The organism is Pediococcus pentosaceus, from assembly GCF_001437285.1.
GTDB classification, from domain to species: domain Bacteria; phylum Bacillota; class Bacilli; order Lactobacillales; family Lactobacillaceae; genus Pediococcus; species Pediococcus pentosaceus.
The window spans coordinates 129,186-143,213 of record NZ_JQBF01000001.1 but is presented as its reverse complement, the minus strand read 5'-3'; the positions used below and the strand labels follow the sequence as shown (position 1 = coordinate 143,213).

15 protein-coding genes are annotated in these 14,028 nt (G+C 37.2%); 3 read left to right on the top strand and 12 right to left on the bottom strand.

Going from position 1 to position 14,028, the window contains the following annotated elements; translation table 11 throughout:
* Window positions 1–75: 75 nt before the first annotated feature.
* Window positions 76–300 carry a DUF2922 domain-containing protein gene (locus IV86_RS00655; RefSeq protein ID WP_002834155.1) on the bottom strand — a complete coding sequence of 75 codons (225 nt, stop codon included), beginning with the start codon at window positions 298–300 and terminating at the stop codon, window positions 76–78.
* Between the two features lie 62 nt (window positions 301–362).
* Window positions 363–572, bottom strand: coding sequence for a DUF1659 domain-containing protein (locus IV86_RS00650; protein WP_002834156.1), 210 nt, complete (start codon window positions 570–572; stop codon window positions 363–365).
* Window positions 573–820: 248 nt separating this feature from the next.
* Here IV86_RS00650 and IV86_RS00645 point away from each other — a divergent pair, with 248 nt between their 5' ends.
* Window positions 821–1,090 (top strand): hypothetical protein, encoded by a 270-nt coding sequence (locus IV86_RS00645; protein ID WP_011673853.1) that lies wholly within the window; start codon window positions 821–823, stop codon window positions 1,088–1,090.
* Between the two features lie 224 nt (window positions 1,091–1,314).
* The gene (locus IV86_RS00640; RefSeq protein ID WP_002834159.1) at window positions 1,315–1,767 is read left to right on the top strand and encodes a MarR family winged helix-turn-helix transcriptional regulator; all 453 of its coding nucleotides are present in this window, start codon (window positions 1,315–1,317) and stop codon (window positions 1,765–1,767) included.
* Between the two features lie 749 nt (window positions 1,768–2,516).
* Here IV86_RS00640 and nagA read toward each other — a convergent pair.
* From nagA to IV86_RS00590, 10 genes are all read right to left on the bottom strand, one after another.
* Complete coding sequence (gene nagA / locus IV86_RS00635; protein WP_056979288.1) at window positions 2,517–3,662, bottom strand: N-acetylglucosamine-6-phosphate deacetylase; 1,146 nt, start codon at window positions 3,660–3,662, stop codon at window positions 2,517–2,519.
* A gap of 11 nt (window positions 3,663–3,673) precedes the next feature.
* Window positions 3,674–4,849 (bottom strand): SIS domain-containing protein, encoded by a 1,176-nt coding sequence (locus IV86_RS00630; RefSeq protein WP_002834162.1) that lies wholly within the window; start codon window positions 4,847–4,849, stop codon window positions 3,674–3,676.
* Between the two features lie 23 nt (window positions 4,850–4,872).
* Window positions 4,873–5,607: a GntR family transcriptional regulator gene (locus IV86_RS00625; protein WP_002834164.1), complete on the bottom strand. Its 735-nt coding sequence runs from the start codon at window positions 5,605–5,607 to the stop codon at window positions 4,873–4,875.
* 79 nt (window positions 5,608–5,686) lie between these two features.
* On the bottom strand, window positions 5,687–6,511 hold the full coding sequence (locus IV86_RS00620; protein ID WP_011673857.1) for a PTS system mannose/fructose/sorbose family transporter subunit IID: 825 nt from the start codon (window positions 6,509–6,511) through the stop codon (window positions 5,687–5,689).
* On the bottom strand, window positions 6,495–7,412 hold the full coding sequence (locus tag IV86_RS00615) for a PTS mannose/fructose/sorbose/N-acetylgalactosamine transporter subunit IIC (RefSeq protein ID WP_002834169.1): 918 nt from the start codon (window positions 7,410–7,412) through the stop codon (window positions 6,495–6,497). Before IV86_RS00615 ends, IV86_RS00620 begins: the two co-directional genes overlap by 17 nt.
* 15 nt (window positions 7,413–7,427) lie before the next feature.
* Window positions 7,428–7,922, bottom strand: coding sequence for a PTS sugar transporter subunit IIB (locus IV86_RS00610; protein ID WP_002834170.1), 495 nt, complete (start codon window positions 7,920–7,922; stop codon window positions 7,428–7,430).
* Between the two features lie 27 nt (window positions 7,923–7,949).
* On the bottom strand, window positions 7,950–9,974 hold the full coding sequence (locus IV86_RS00605; RefSeq protein ID WP_029257576.1) for a hypothetical protein: 2,025 nt from the start codon (window positions 9,972–9,974) through the stop codon (window positions 7,950–7,952).
* A gap of 5 nt (window positions 9,975–9,979) precedes the next feature.
* Window positions 9,980–10,375, bottom strand: a complete 396-nt coding sequence (locus tag IV86_RS00600; protein ID WP_011673859.1) for a PTS sugar transporter subunit IIA — start codon at window positions 10,373–10,375, stop codon at window positions 9,980–9,982.
* Between the two features lie 330 nt (window positions 10,376–10,705).
* Window positions 10,706–12,214 (bottom strand): sialate O-acetylesterase, encoded by a 1,509-nt coding sequence (locus IV86_RS00595; RefSeq protein WP_002834174.1) that lies wholly within the window; start codon window positions 12,212–12,214, stop codon window positions 10,706–10,708.
* Window positions 12,215–12,297: 83 nt separating this feature from the next.
* The gene (locus IV86_RS00590) at window positions 12,298–13,176 is read right to left on the bottom strand and encodes an aldose 1-epimerase family protein (RefSeq protein WP_029257578.1); all 879 of its coding nucleotides are present in this window, start codon (window positions 13,174–13,176) and stop codon (window positions 12,298–12,300) included.
* Between the two features lie 256 nt (window positions 13,177–13,432).
* Between IV86_RS00590 and IV86_RS00585 the strand changes: the two genes are divergently transcribed.
* Window positions 13,433–13,939 carry a QueT transporter family protein gene (locus IV86_RS00585; protein WP_002834176.1) on the top strand — a complete coding sequence of 169 codons (507 nt, stop codon included), beginning with the start codon at window positions 13,433–13,435 and terminating at the stop codon, window positions 13,937–13,939.
* Window positions 13,940–14,028 lie beyond the last annotated feature (89 nt).

The following is a 14,028-nucleotide window of genomic DNA, read 5'->3' as shown; positions in this document are numbered from 1 at the left end:
AGCCACAGCTTTTTTATAGTTGTCCCCAAATTCTATCTTTTAAGGACACTATATTTCTGCCGTGACTTTTAAACTTTAGTTATTTTCTGTAAAGATAGGTTCGTGAATTGTTTCTACGTATTGCGCTGCTTTTGGTGTTACATACATGTCTTCACCATCTTTTTGAAATAGCTTAGCCGCACTTAATTTGTCCATTGCTTGTCGAACAGTTGCTTCATCCAAACCTTGTTTTACGTAATTAATTTTTAGATGTTGGGCTTTCCCAGCTGCATTAGTAAATTCTAAGTCTAATAGTTTCATAGTTACTCCTCCAAAATTTTTAAGCTTGATATATGAATGCCAATTGGTTTATTTAGTTTTGATTACTTTTCTAAGATAACTTTTTCAGTTGTTGTAATTTGAGCATCAGTTACATTATCAGTAGACACCATTTCAAGTGTTTTAGCCAGTTCCGTTACTTGTTCGGCAGTGACTGTTTGCGCCACGTTTGAAAAAGCTCTTCGAACCCCTTTTTCATGATCTGGGCCTTCCATTGTGATACTGATTCCTGTTTTCAACCAAGTTTTAACCATGTTTTCATCCTCATTTCTTATCATTTAATATAAGTGTCGCGACGACTTACACTTACTAATAACGAATCAAAATTAAAAATGTAAACTAAATCTATTAAATTTTTTATATCTTATTTGGATAAACTACTATGTTAAGCTTTGATGACTTTTAATAGCTAACATAGATTTTAAGTTAATCTCCTTTTATAATTAGTTTATTAGAACAATAAGTATCAATGTCTACCAAATCAAAGGAGAAAATATTTATTATGAGTAGCGTAATTGGAACTTTACTTATTATCGCTATTGCGGGGTTACAGTACCTCTGCAGTCGTATTAAATATAAATATTCAGGTGCAGTAATTCCAATTTTATTTGCGGGCAGTATGCTGTACTATTATTTAATTGCTCAAAAAGCTAGTTTCTGGGCCTTTTTAATTATTCTCGTTGTGGGAGAAATTCTCCTCCTCAGCATTTGGGACAATCAATATCAAAAAAATGAACAAAAGACCGAACAGACCCACCTTCGTAAAAAATAGCCCTCCTCTGTATCACACCTATAGTTCTTACTTTATGTCTCTAGCTTCCTGGATCATCTTGCATATAAAACAACATTTATTGTAGGAAAGTGTGCTTAAATTTGAGTTTAAGTGGTTGGCAACCTTTTTATTGAAACTTAACTTAATTTGGTTGATAATATAGAAAGAAATTTAACAACATCACCATGTTTGTTTAAACACGGCGCTGGTTATGGAGGAAAATAATGGACATTAATCTTGATTTTCCGTTAGGATCATCAATTATAAATTTGGTATTGAGTCATCGAAACCTCGCCACCAAAGAAATTCGCAAACTTGGACTTTATCCGGGGCAAGATTTAATCCTGGTAGAGCTATTGCGCAAAGATAACCGCTCACAAAATGAGCTGGTTAAAGCGCTCTGTGTGGATCATTCAACGATTGCTAAATCTGTAAAAAGATTACTAAAAGCTGAAATAATTAATGCTCATAAATCTACTGAAGATAAGCGGGTAACCATAATTAGTTTGACCGTTAAAGGTAAGGCGTTAGCTATTCAGGCCGCTAAGGTATGGAACGATGTGGAAAAAACCGCTTTTAAAGATTTTTCGCCAGCAGATATTAAAGAGTTTATGCAATATTCACAACATATAGCAAAAAATTTTACGGATAGAAGTTTAGAACTAAATGATAGATAATTTTAATTGCATCTCTTTCTAGCTGATACCCAGAGTTCATCTTAAAAATAAAAGCAATCATTACCTCCGCATTTTTAAAATGTTGGAAACGATATGATTTCACGTGAAACCTATCTAATTTCTCACATATGGGGGATCATTTGGTTGATAGCGTTTTCAGTTCGAGGTATATTGTAGGTGTACTAGAACATAGGTTTCCCAGCCCATAATTGCTCTAGTATGGGTATTGAATGAGCCTTTCAAGTACCCTATTAGTGCTCATATACCCTTCTTACCCAAAGAGTGGATCTGCTTCCCCAGATCTACTTTTTTTGTTGCTTTAGAATTTATATTTGTGCGTAATTTAATCAGACTGAATTATTTAAAAAAATCATCATTATACCCTATTAACCATTGACAGCGTTTCCAACTTGAAGTATATTATAGATAATCTAATGGATGTAGGTAACTCCCTAAGCCGATTATCATCCATTAGATATTCTTACCCTAGTTGCGTAGTACTTCCCGAAGCACAGCTTTCCCAAACTACGTGACGTAATATTCTTACCCAAAGAAACACCCATCTACTTCCCTAGATGGGTGTTTCGCTGTCTCTACTGCTTTATTCCTCACTTCTTTCCGAGTTCCTAACCTTAATCTAGGACGTTTAAGGTTATTACTTCATTTATTAAAAACTTCCTACGCCCTAAACAATCAAAAAGACGTATAAGAGGTTTGGGTTATCCTCTACTACGTCTTTGTAATAATTATTATCCAACCACTTTTTCGCCATTTAGGTATGTCTTATCTAGCTTCATTTCTCGGTCTAACACAATAAAATCAGCATCGCGGCCTGGTAAAATGTGTCCACATTTGCCCCCAATTCCTGCGCTATCGGCCGCATTTGCGGTGGCCATCTGTATAGCTTGTTCAGGAGTAACTACATTCCAATCAACCACGTTCTTTATGGCGTCTTTTAATAGTAAGATACTGCCTGCTAAACTATGACTGCTATCTTTCAAACGAGCCGTACCGTTTTGCACAATAACTGGAAATTCTCCTAAAATATAGTCGCCATCTGGCATTAAACCAGCTTTCATACAGTCCGTAACTAAAGTTACCTTACTAGGAGTTTTGGCATCCAGTAGAATCTTGACTACATATGGATTCACATGGTGCCCATCACAAATTAATTCATCTGTTACACCTTGTAAGCTTAGAGCTGCACCTGCCATACCAGGTTCGCGATGATCTAATCCACTCATCCCATTAAATGTGTGAGTGAACATGGTTGCCCCAGCCTCAACACAAGCCTTGGCCTGTTCAAAGGTTGCATCACTGTGTCCTAAAGCTACCGTAACCCCTTCAAAGCTAATTTGAGCCGTAAATTCTACTGCACCATCACGCTCTGGTGCAATCGAAATTTTACGAATCATGCCATTAGCTGCTGCTTGCCATTCGTGAAATTCTTCAATACTAGGGTTTTCGAAGTATTTCGGATTTTGAGCCCCTTTATGTTTTTCAGTATAATATGGTCCTTCAAAGTGAATACCTTGAACTTTAGCCCCTTCAAAATGATCAAGGTTCTTGCTAATTACTTGAACCACTTCTTTCAACTGTTCTGAACTAGCCGTTAAAGTCGTTGGCAGCCACGAAGTTACCCCACATTTTAGTAGCCCATTAGCCATGGCCTCAATTCCTTCAGCACTTGCATCCATCACATCGTGATTCAACAAGCCATGAATATGGGTATCCACTAGCCCAGGAGCTATCCATTTATCACTATATTCTACGATATCTCCATCTGGTTGATTTTTTTGATATCTACTAAATTTACCATCAACAACTTGGAGATAACCTCCCATTTCTACATTACTACCTAAAAAGAATTTTTCTGCATGAATATAATATTCCAAACTTCTCGCTCCTATCCTTCAAAATCGTGAATTGTTACACCTTTTACTACTCGGTTAACTGTCCCCGTTGCTGAAGGAGTGTCCGGTGTATTCTTAACCTTGATTGATGATAGTAAGGAGATCGTTTGAGCAAACATTACATCAGGGAAGGCCATATAACCATCTGGGATAGAATCATCTCCATTAGCAAAATTAAAGTTGCTACCTGTAAAGTTGTGGGCTGATTGAACACCGATGCCCATAACGACTGGTGCAATCTCGTCTCCTGCCACTTCTTCAAGAATATCCACATCATACTGACGAGTGTAAGCATTGTTGCTAACGAAATCAAAGAGGAGTGTCTTACTATTAACAAATGACTTAGGACCGTGTCGGAAGCCCATCGAAGTATCAAAAACGGTCACTTTTTGTCCAGCTGTTAGTTCCAAAACCTTCAATTGTGCTTCACGAGTTAGTCCACCCAATGCACCAGATCCCAGATAAACGATTCGTTCAAAATCGGTATCAACCAATTTCTGAATATCATCAACCCGGTCAATCACTTCATGACCCATTTTACTGATGGCGTTAACATAAGTTTCTTTCTGTTCATCAGAATGTTGAGCATCGAAAACTAATAACGTTGTGAGTAACATGCAGCTAAAACTACCAGTCATTGCAAAACCTTTATCATTGGAACGTGCTGGTTGCATTAGAACTAAGTTTTTATCATCTTCTTGGGCATGGAGCGCAAGTTTACCTTCTGGAGCACATGTAATGGTTATTTGATATAGATGTTTAACGTACTTTTCAGCTATATCTACCGTTGCTACACTTTCGGGGCTGTTACCACTTCTTGCAAACGAAACTAAAATCGTTGGTGTATCTTTTTCAAGATATTGTTTAGGGGTAGAAACAATTTTAGTTGTATCGATTGCTTCAAAACGGAAATGGTTTCGATCACCATTTTCAGTTAAGTATGGCATCGCTGTATCTCCAACATAAGCTGAAGAACCAGCACCGGTAAAAATAACTCGTACCGGTTCGTTGAATTCGTTTTCAATCTTTCCTAAAAAAGCATCAATTGCTTGCTTCTTTTCTTGGTAGATTTTAAAAGTTTCTAACCATAGTTCTGGTTCTTGTTGTATTTCACGAGTTGTTATAACAGCACCCATTTGGGTTAATTCATTATCAGTCATTTTGTACATAGTGGGAATTCTCCTCTCATCCATCAATGCTTATACTTAATGTTATAAACAAATTGGTCACCACGAGCGCTACTAATGGTATATTCAATGATTTCATTTTTATGATTGTATGTTGTTCGACGGAGCATGAATCCTGGTGAATTAGGTGCAATCTTTAATAAATCGGCATCTTTATCACTAATAATCCCTACTGAAAGCATTTCATCTGCTAGACGAACTTTTTCACCATAGTCTTCTAGAAAAACATTATAGAGCGCACGTTGTTTCGTTTCTAACTCATAAATTGACAGATTCTCAAATTTTTCAGCAGGAAGGTAAGTTCGATCAATCATCATTGGCATTCCATCCGCCAAACGGAGCCGTTTGAGTTTAACAATGGGATCTCCAACATTAATTCTTAGCTTGCCACTAAAATATTCATCGGCTTTACGCTCTGACATTTCTATGATCTTTGTTTCCGGTTTGCGACCAAGCGATTTCATTTGTTCTGTAAAACTATATTCATCACCAATTTTAGTCGTATCATCCATCCAACTTGCTACAAAAGTCCCCTTACCATGCTGGCGGTAAATATACCCAATGTTTTCTAGTTCACTTAAGGCTTCGCGAACCGTATTACGGCTCACTTCATACTTTCTCATAATTTCACGTTCGGATAATAATTTGTCATTTGGTTTATAGTTATTTTTAATTTGTTTTCTTAATTCATCAACAAGCTGTCCATATACAGGTTGCTTTTCATTATAGTTAAATCCCATGGTTTGATTACCACACTTTCTAAATCTGATTCATAATTTATATGATATACCAAATTTAGGTTTTGAGTGGCAATTAATGTTAAGCTTTACCGATTATGCCAAGTGCTGATAGCACAACTGCCACGATAATCACGATAAAGATAGCTTTTGTTGAAGTCATTCTCTTTCGACCAAGCATCCAATAGATTGCTCCAACAATTAAAGCAGGGACCAATTTTGGCATGATCATATCAATCTTATCTTGTAAGTTAACGGTCATCTTCCCTAAATGTGCTACGAAAATCACATGAGTATTAACCATAGTAGCTGCTAAAGCACCTACGACATAAACTCCAAGTAACGTTGCTGCATCCGTCAAAGCATTTAGCTGTCCTTGCATTTCATTAACTAAACTTACCCCTTGTTTGTAGGCAAATTTCAGTTGAATCCAGCGGAACCACATAATAACGAAGTTAACTAACATCCATAAAATAGCACCTACAACGTTACCTTGAACCGCCATATTAGCAGCAATTGCTCCCATAATAGCAGGTACCAAAGCGGCAAAAATTGAATCACCAATTGCGGCAAAAGGTCCCATTAAACCAGCTTTAATTCCCGCAACGGTTTCAAGTGAATTAACACCTTCTTTTTCTTCAATCGCCATATCAATTCCTGAAATAATAGTATTAAAGAAGTTACTTGTATTAAAGAATTGATTTTGCATTTTCATCATTTTTTTCAGCTCGGGAGTATGGTCACCATACATTTTACGGAGCTGGGGAAGAATTAAGTAAAGATAACCGGATCCTTGCATACGTTCGTAATTCCATCCAACTTGGTTGAATAAGAGGCTACGGATATTCATTTGCTTAAAGTCTTTATCAGTTAATTTATAATTAGTCTTATTAGAGTTCGTCGCCATGAATCTCACCATCCTGTTCATCTAAATCTGTTGCACCAGCATTTTGTTTAGGTTGTGCAGCTACTAAATTGCTTTCTTTAACGGAACGATTGTACTGCATTGCAGCTAGCGCAAAACCAATCAAAGCAATTCCTAACATTGGAAGGTTTGCGAAAACGGTCGTGAACTTTGCATTCATTCCGGCAATAGTTGTGCCAAGTAGGGTTACATTGCCATAAATTGTTGAAAGCATTGCTGTGATAACAAAACCTAAAATTAAGTATGGCCAATGTTTTTTTACTGGTAGATAACGAAGCAAGATAGCAAAACCAACGGCAGGAAGAAGCGCACCCGCAGTTGCAAGACCGTTACTCAACCAAGCTAAGTTGGTATTCATATAATCTACAGCCGTACGTACAAATGGACCACCAAACGCAAGTGCTAGAAATACAGGAATACCACGTGATAATGTCCATGGAAGATATCCATAAAGGTAATTTCTTTCTATACCACTGTAATTTTCTTCGTCAATTAATTTATCAATTCTGTGTTGGAAGAAAGTATTAGCGAAACGTGCAACAATATCAGTCTGAATCATCAAACTAGCAACCGGAACCCCTAAAGCTGCAACCGCAACTTCGGGTTTCATACCCGTCCCAATCGCAAAAGCCGTAGCCATAACTGTTCCTGAGTTTGCATCAATTTTAGAAGCTCCTCCAAAAGTTCCTACCCCAAGCACGGTTAATTGCAAACTACCACCAATGATCAAACCCGTTTTAAGATCACCCATTACTAAACCGGCAATAATCCCGGCCCAGATTGGTTGACTTAAACTAGTTTGGAGCGTTAACTCATCCATAATCTGGTACATTGAATAAATTGTTAAAATAATTACTTGCCATATTGCAATACCTGAACCCATAAGAACGCCTCCTTCTTATTTTTTAGTATCAAATTTTTTCAAAATTGCCATAAAGTCATTGGCTTGATCACCAGGAACCATTTGCTGAGTGATTTTAATTCCTTTTTCATGTAGTGCCTTAAATGCATCTACATCGTCTTGCACTACATTAATAGAATTAGTGATTTGAGTCGTCTCATCCGTCTGTGACATATTTCCGACGTTAATCGTTTCTAACTTCACTCCGTCGTTAACCAAGTCCAATAATACTTGTGGCCGTTTAACCACAATAAATACTTTTTGCGAATCATAGCCGCCACGCTTAATATGATCAGCAGCTACCTTTTCAGAGAGCACACTCAAATCAATACCAGCTGGTCGAGCTAATTTCAAACCCGATTTTTCAATATCGCTTGCAGCCACTTTGTCATCAATCACCATAATTCTTGTTACACCGAGCTTCGTTGTCCACAAATTGGCTACTTGTCCATGGATTAGCCGTCCATCAATTCGTACCGCTGAAATTGTCATACTACTCACTCCTTTGTTTTCTCAAAACTATGCTAATAAAATTACTGTTTCTAAGCCTTTTAGTTGATATGGGATGGTTAATACATCATGCTCAATCCATTCCGGTTTAACCGCTAACTCTTGAAGTTTTGCTCCTTCATGGAAGTAAAGTTTCCAATCTTGTTGTTGCTTAGTTTTAGATAAATGAATTTGAATTTGTTTTTGATCATCAATCGTGAAATTTGAAAGTACAATTTGATTTGAAGACGCCGTAATCTTAGTTCCAGCCATATCAACTACGTAATCTATATCCGTAGTTTTATTTAAAATAAGTTTTAAAAGCTTAGCTTTAATTGAATAATATTGCGATTCCCAACCATATTTAGGGTCGGTATTCATTGGTAAAATTACCGTCCGCCCATTGATAATGGTCATCACTGGTCCTAATTTTTCAGCCTTCGCACTATATGCACTTGATAAAATTTCAACTTTATTTGCATTCTCATAAGCGATTTTGTAATAATCCCCCGTATGTTGAAGCATGGTGACTCGCGGATTCTCAATTTGATCAATGACCATTCCATCAATTTGTTCGTAAGATTGATAATTGGTTCGAGCCCGCTTAATTTCCAATTTTTCTGCGTCAATTAATGTTCTCAACGTTGGTCTTTCGAACAGAATTTGAACACTTTCACCATCTAAAAACATGACATTTTTTTTAAGCAATGCTGTGATTTGTTCATCATTTAGATTGTTAAAAAATTGGCCACTAACCGCTAACACTTCGTTTTCAAAATTGCTTGTATTCGTCCATTTTTCCGGTTTACATGCCACTCCTAAACTACCCAAAAGTGATAACCAACTGTACTCTTTAGGTAAGAGTTCCTCTGGGTTTTCGCCTCTAGTAGTCTGGAGGTTAAACGAGGCATCCTGAGATACTAAAACTTTTACTCCATCGAGTTGTTCCAAATTCAATCGATGTTGAGTTCCCAAATTCATTAAGTCTTTGGATTCTGCCAATAATTCAGCATAGCCATACGTTTCATCGATTCCATTCCCCATCATATCGAATAAATTCAGCAAAATTCCCGTAGCGCCCAGCATTTGTGTACTTTCCAATTGTAATTTAGTAAACATTCTTGATTTAACAAATGGCGAATACATATAACTTTCCAGCTCAGGATATACGTCTGAATTTTTGCCAACTAATTCCGTAGTCACTCTGGAGTAACGTTCAAAATCTCGTGAATACTGTAAAGGAGAAACTTCGTTATATGCTGGTAAATGTGGTCGACTAACTCGTAAATGCGTACCAGATAAACTATCAAATAGACCGTCCCAATCGCGTCCTTCAACTGCATGCCATTCGGGAAAAGAACTCATCAAACCCAACCTTGTGGTGGGAGAAATTCTAGCGACCGTCTTTTGGATTAAACGGGCAACTTTTTTCATTTCTACTCGCGCAACACTGAGATATATTTTGCGTTCAAGCGTGGGTTCCCCTGGTTGTAAGAGCTTTTTGACAAATTCAGTACGGGTTACCTTACGTCCTAATTTTTCCGAATAAATCTTCATATGCCGCTCACAAAAACATGCAAGTTTGATTGGTGTGTGATTGTAATGTCTAAAATCATCTTCCAGCCATAATTCCTTAGGTTGGAGTTTGGCATATTCACCGTAGATATCAGCAATATATTCAACCCACCTAGGATCTGCAGGACAAGCGATGGATTCAGCGTGTTGACCTCGATAATCAACCATCGTTCCAAATCCCAATTCTGGACTAACCTTTTGTCCACGATCGCTATGCATCAGCGTTGTCCATGGATTTAAACTTGTTGTTATGTCCATCTCTGCTAGCCGTTTAGAAACCTTTGCTACCGTAGGCAACCAATGCGTTCTAACTTGATCGATGGTAAGATGCCCTTGGTTTAACTCTTCTGGGTTAATAAAAAAGACTACATTGTCAATTCGAGCTTCCTGACAAAATTTAATTAACTTCTTCGCTCGTTCTTCATTCCAGTTAAAAGGATCAATTGCGAATCTTAATGAATATTGATAGGTTTCTGCCATATTTTTTACCCGTTTAGTTTTGCATTTACGTCAATAATTCCATTTTGTGCTTCGTCAATTACAGATTGTTTACTTACTTCCATTCCCATCATTACTTGATTGGCAAAACCAATCACCATGGGAAGATTCAAACCACTAACTACTTCAAGTTCTGGATGTTCAGCCATCAAACGAACCACAACATTGGAGGGGGTTCCACCTAGTAAATCAACCGCCACCATTGTCTTTTCGTTATTGGGGTTGTCATTGATAAACTGCTCTGCTTCGGCCTGTAAATCTTCTGGACCTTGATTAGGTTGAAGCCCAATAGCCTTCATGTTATCAATATGTCCAAGAATCATCTCCGCACTAGCTAAAGTCTCAACCGCCATATTTCCGTGACTCATTAACAATAATCTCATGTAACATTCCTCCATCCCTGGGTTTGTAATTATATTGTATACGCTTACAAACACCTGTAAATAAACAGCTGATATTACTACCAGCTCAATTCATATCATAACTGGTTGGTACCAGTTTGTCAACAAAGTTATAGACGCTAAAAATGCCTTTTTCATGGGATTTTTATACTAAATTTTTCGCGTTTATATTTTGGTATAGATGGTATAAATTTACAATTTTCACCAGTATCATCACTATTTATTAAAAATTCTTCATAGACATTTTCAAATCGGTTTGTTCAATAAATTAGTAATAAAAAAACTTTGATTTTTTACAAATCAAAGTTTCGATTATATTAAATTACCTTCATCTAAATTAATTAAAAAAGGAGCAATCGGATCATTTTGTTCGTTGTATAACGTTAAGATTGGCGCATTACTATATCCATATCGAGCTTGCGTAGTCCCGTTAGGAAACTCAACAACGACTTGATCATCCTTAATCTTTGCTGGAATCGATTGCCAAACACCATTAACTAATCCTTCAATATGGCAATTTTGGGTAGCATGTATGTGTTGGACGCCTTTAAATTTAAGGTGGACTTGATTCTTATCTTTAATAATTCGATTAAAAACCGGCGTACTTGAATACGTTGTCCCTGCCAGAATTTTCCCTAGCCGTGTGCCAGCAATTCTTTTCATAACCGGATGAGGATTATATAATTCCCCTGTATCCGTTATAGAAACTAGGTGAACTGCCGCTAAAGTTTGACTCACTTTCAGCATTTGTTGCCTAATTTCTGCCCAAGCATTCCGAAGCACGTTAGCATACTTTGGTAACTGAATAATATAGAATGGCAACGAATAGTCTTGGAAAACTCTGCGCCAATCGTTGATAATCTCCCTCAATAACACATCATACAAATGACGCGTTTCAATATCTGTCTCACCTTGATACCAAACCACTTGATCGAATGAATAATTTTTAATCTTTAATACCATTGCTTTAAATAAGGTACCTGGTTTTAAATAACTATCTGGCGTTACCGGTGGTGGCCAAGGCGTTTGTCCAACAATATTAAGAGCCATTCCCAATGGGACACTAGGATTATCTTTCATAAATTTATACATTCGTCGATTATGACGCTGAACTTTTTGACGATATAATTTCACCTCTTCTTCAAACTCTCGGTTGGGCTTATTTTGCAGTTGTTTCTCAAATGGACGAACGATTTCATCCATCAACTGTGGTTGGCTAGTAAGCGTCGATTTCGACAACCAAGTTGCAGCTAATGCCCCGTCCTTAGTACAACAAACAACCCCGATTGGTAGCTGAGGATCTTCTTCGGCCATCCGCTTAACTGCATAAAAAGCCATTGCCGAAATGTGTCCGAGATTAGTAGCCTTTAACTGATGCCAGTGGGTAGTTTTTGATTGATAGACTTCCACTTGTCCATTTTGGAAATAAAATGCAGGCTGCGGAACGTTATAATAGGCGATATTGTTCAATGTGAAATGATTTACCTCAGTCTCAAAATCCTGGTCTTGTGCCATCCGAAAGCCTACATTGGATTGTCCAGCCATTAAAATCACTCGACCAAAACGCACCTTTTTTAGTAAGATTTGTTCCCGATCATCTGCAATTTGAACTTCAAATGAACTTCTAGTATCAATCACTGGATCAAAGCGACATGTCCACCGACCATCGCGTTTTACAATTGCACGCTTTATATCTGAAGCAATTTTTACTTTTACGGTTGAACCCGCTCTTCCCGCACCGCTAATCTGAAATGATTTTCCCGCCGGCAAAACCATATTATCCGAAAAAATTTGATCAACATGTAATTCGAAACTTTCCATGCTTAACCTCTCTGAATAAAAAGGCCAGACCCTCCTAACTAACAGATTGGATCTGACATTTTATATTACCTATCTTTTTAGTCTTACTTAAATTCAATCCCGTATTCAAACGTATGACTTTCACCAGCCTCAAGAAGGTTATTGCCTTTCTTGTTATTCCAGTCCGTTGGCTGGTCGCTAGCTTGATCTGGAAGCCCTGCAAATGGTTCAATGCAAATAAACGGTTGAGTTTCATGTTCCATCGCCCATAGCGTTAGATATGGGAATTGTTTGATGTTCAATTTAACTTCATGAGCAGTTTGATTAGAATGAAGGGTCACATTTTCAAGCTTCTTAGCATTCAAAATAATAAGTCCATCATCAAACATTTCGTGATTTAAAGCTAATTCACTAGCTTGGATTGATGGATATGGAGCTTCAGTTCCATCGCGGAAAGGAATGGGACCCACTCCGAGTCTTTTAATTTGTTTTTGTTTTGGTCCAAATGTTAGGCGATAGTCTTCAAAAACACCATCATCATCAATTGGAAGATTAAAAGCTGGGTGAGATCCTAAAGCATATGGCATCATCCGATGGTCATTATTAATCACCCGATATCCAATCAAAAGCTGGTTCTGATCTAATTTGTATTCAACTTGAAGGGTAAAATCAAATGGGAACATTTCCTTTGTTTTAGCATTTGACTTTAACTCTAACATCACTCGATTTTCTGCTTGATTAACTTTCTGCCAATCAAAATCTCGTGCAAATCCATGTTGGGGCATTCGGTATGTCTTACCATCTACTACATATTCATCGTTATTTGACTTACCAATCGCTGGAAATAGAATAGGTGCATGTTTCTTCCAAGCATCACCATTCCAAATATAGTCGTAGCCACTTTCGTTTCCAATAACATGAGTCAATTGAGCTCCCATATTATCAATTTCAACTTCGAGACGATCGTTTTTTAACTTTATCATATGAATTTAGTTCCCCTTCCTTATTTTTGTACAGTCTTAGCATGATTCATTTTCATTAAAATGTAAAGGCTTTCTTTGGCTTTGTTCGACAATTTTAACCTTCATCTGAACTTCAACACCTTTTGTAATTAGTTCGAAACTGTTATGATAGAATTCTGTTAGAAATTTTGTTCCACCTATGACACTTCTCCCATTCTTTGGGTTCCTTTGGTCATAGTAAAATTAGTGACGTTTACGTTATAAAGGAGAATTTAATATGTCTAGTTCTAAAATAAACACCCGTGAGATTGTTTTATCTGCCATGATTGCCGCTCTTTATGTGGCAATTACATTTGTCTTTTCTGCTATTAGCTTTGGTCCAATTCAGTTTCGCTTAGCTGAAATGTTAAACTGCTTAGTGATTTATGACAAACGCTATATCTGGGGCATTTCGTTGGGAGTCTTAATTTCCAATATGCAATCATCTTTAGGAATTATCGATATTACATGGGGAACCCTCACAACTATCGTTACGCTTTCAATTGTTTACTTAGTCATTCGTAAATTTAGCGATACGAAGGTAAAGATGGGCATCTGTGTTGCCATCACTACTGTTCTAATGGGCTTTTTAGTTGCTATTGAGCTCGCCTATGTTTTGAAAGTTCCATTTTTCTATACTTGGGGAACGGTTAGTCTTGGAGAACTAGGCGTGATGCTAATCGGCGCCGTCGTAATTTATCTACTTGGAGAAAATGTTAATCTATCCCTATCTGCTCGCAGATAGTAAAATCTACTACCAAACCAAATAACTACAAGCCTTTAAAATAGGTTCAAATTAAATACTTTAGTATAATTTATGTATAAAGTAAGCCT

Coding starts and splice junctions, on each gene's coding strand:
- IV86_RS00655 (WP_002834155.1), bottom strand. CDS start 300: ATGAAACTATTAGACTTAGAATTTACTAATGCAGCTGGGAAAGCCCAA.
- IV86_RS00650 (WP_002834156.1), bottom strand. CDS start 572: ATGGTTAAAACTTGGTTGAAAACAGGAATCAGTATCACAATGGAAGGC.
- IV86_RS00645 (WP_011673853.1), top strand. CDS start 821: ATGAGTAGCGTAATTGGAACTTTACTTATTATCGCTATTGCGGGGTTA.
- IV86_RS00640 (WP_002834159.1), top strand. CDS start 1,315: ATGGACATTAATCTTGATTTTCCGTTAGGATCATCAATTATAAATTTG.
- IV86_RS00630 (WP_002834162.1), bottom strand. CDS start 4,849: ATGTACAAAATGACTGATAATGAATTAACCCAAATGGGTGCTGTTATA.
- IV86_RS00625 (WP_002834164.1), bottom strand. CDS start 5,607: ATGGGATTTAACTATAATGAAAAGCAACCTGTATATGGACAGCTTGTT.
- IV86_RS00620 (WP_011673857.1), bottom strand. CDS start 6,511: ATGGCGACGAACTCTAATAAGACTAATTATAAATTAACTGATAAAGAC.
- IV86_RS00615 (WP_002834169.1), bottom strand. CDS start 7,412: ATGGGTTCAGGTATTGCAATATGGCAAGTAATTATTTTAACAATTTAT.
- IV86_RS00610 (WP_002834170.1), bottom strand. CDS start 7,922: ATGACAATTTCAGCGGTACGAATTGATGGACGGCTAATCCATGGACAA.
- IV86_RS00605 (WP_029257576.1), bottom strand. CDS start 9,974: ATGGCAGAAACCTATCAATATTCATTAAGATTCGCAATTGATCCTTTT.
- IV86_RS00600 (WP_011673859.1), bottom strand. CDS start 10,375: ATGAGATTATTGTTAATGAGTCACGGAAATATGGCGGTTGAGACTTTA.
- IV86_RS00595 (WP_002834174.1), bottom strand. CDS start 12,214: ATGGAAAGTTTCGAATTACATGTTGATCAAATTTTTTCGGATAATATG.
- IV86_RS00590 (WP_029257578.1), bottom strand. CDS start 13,176: ATGATAAAGTTAAAAAACGATCGTCTCGAAGTTGAAATTGATAATATG.
- IV86_RS00585 (WP_002834176.1), top strand. CDS start 13,433: ATGTCTAGTTCTAAAATAAACACCCGTGAGATTGTTTTATCTGCCATG.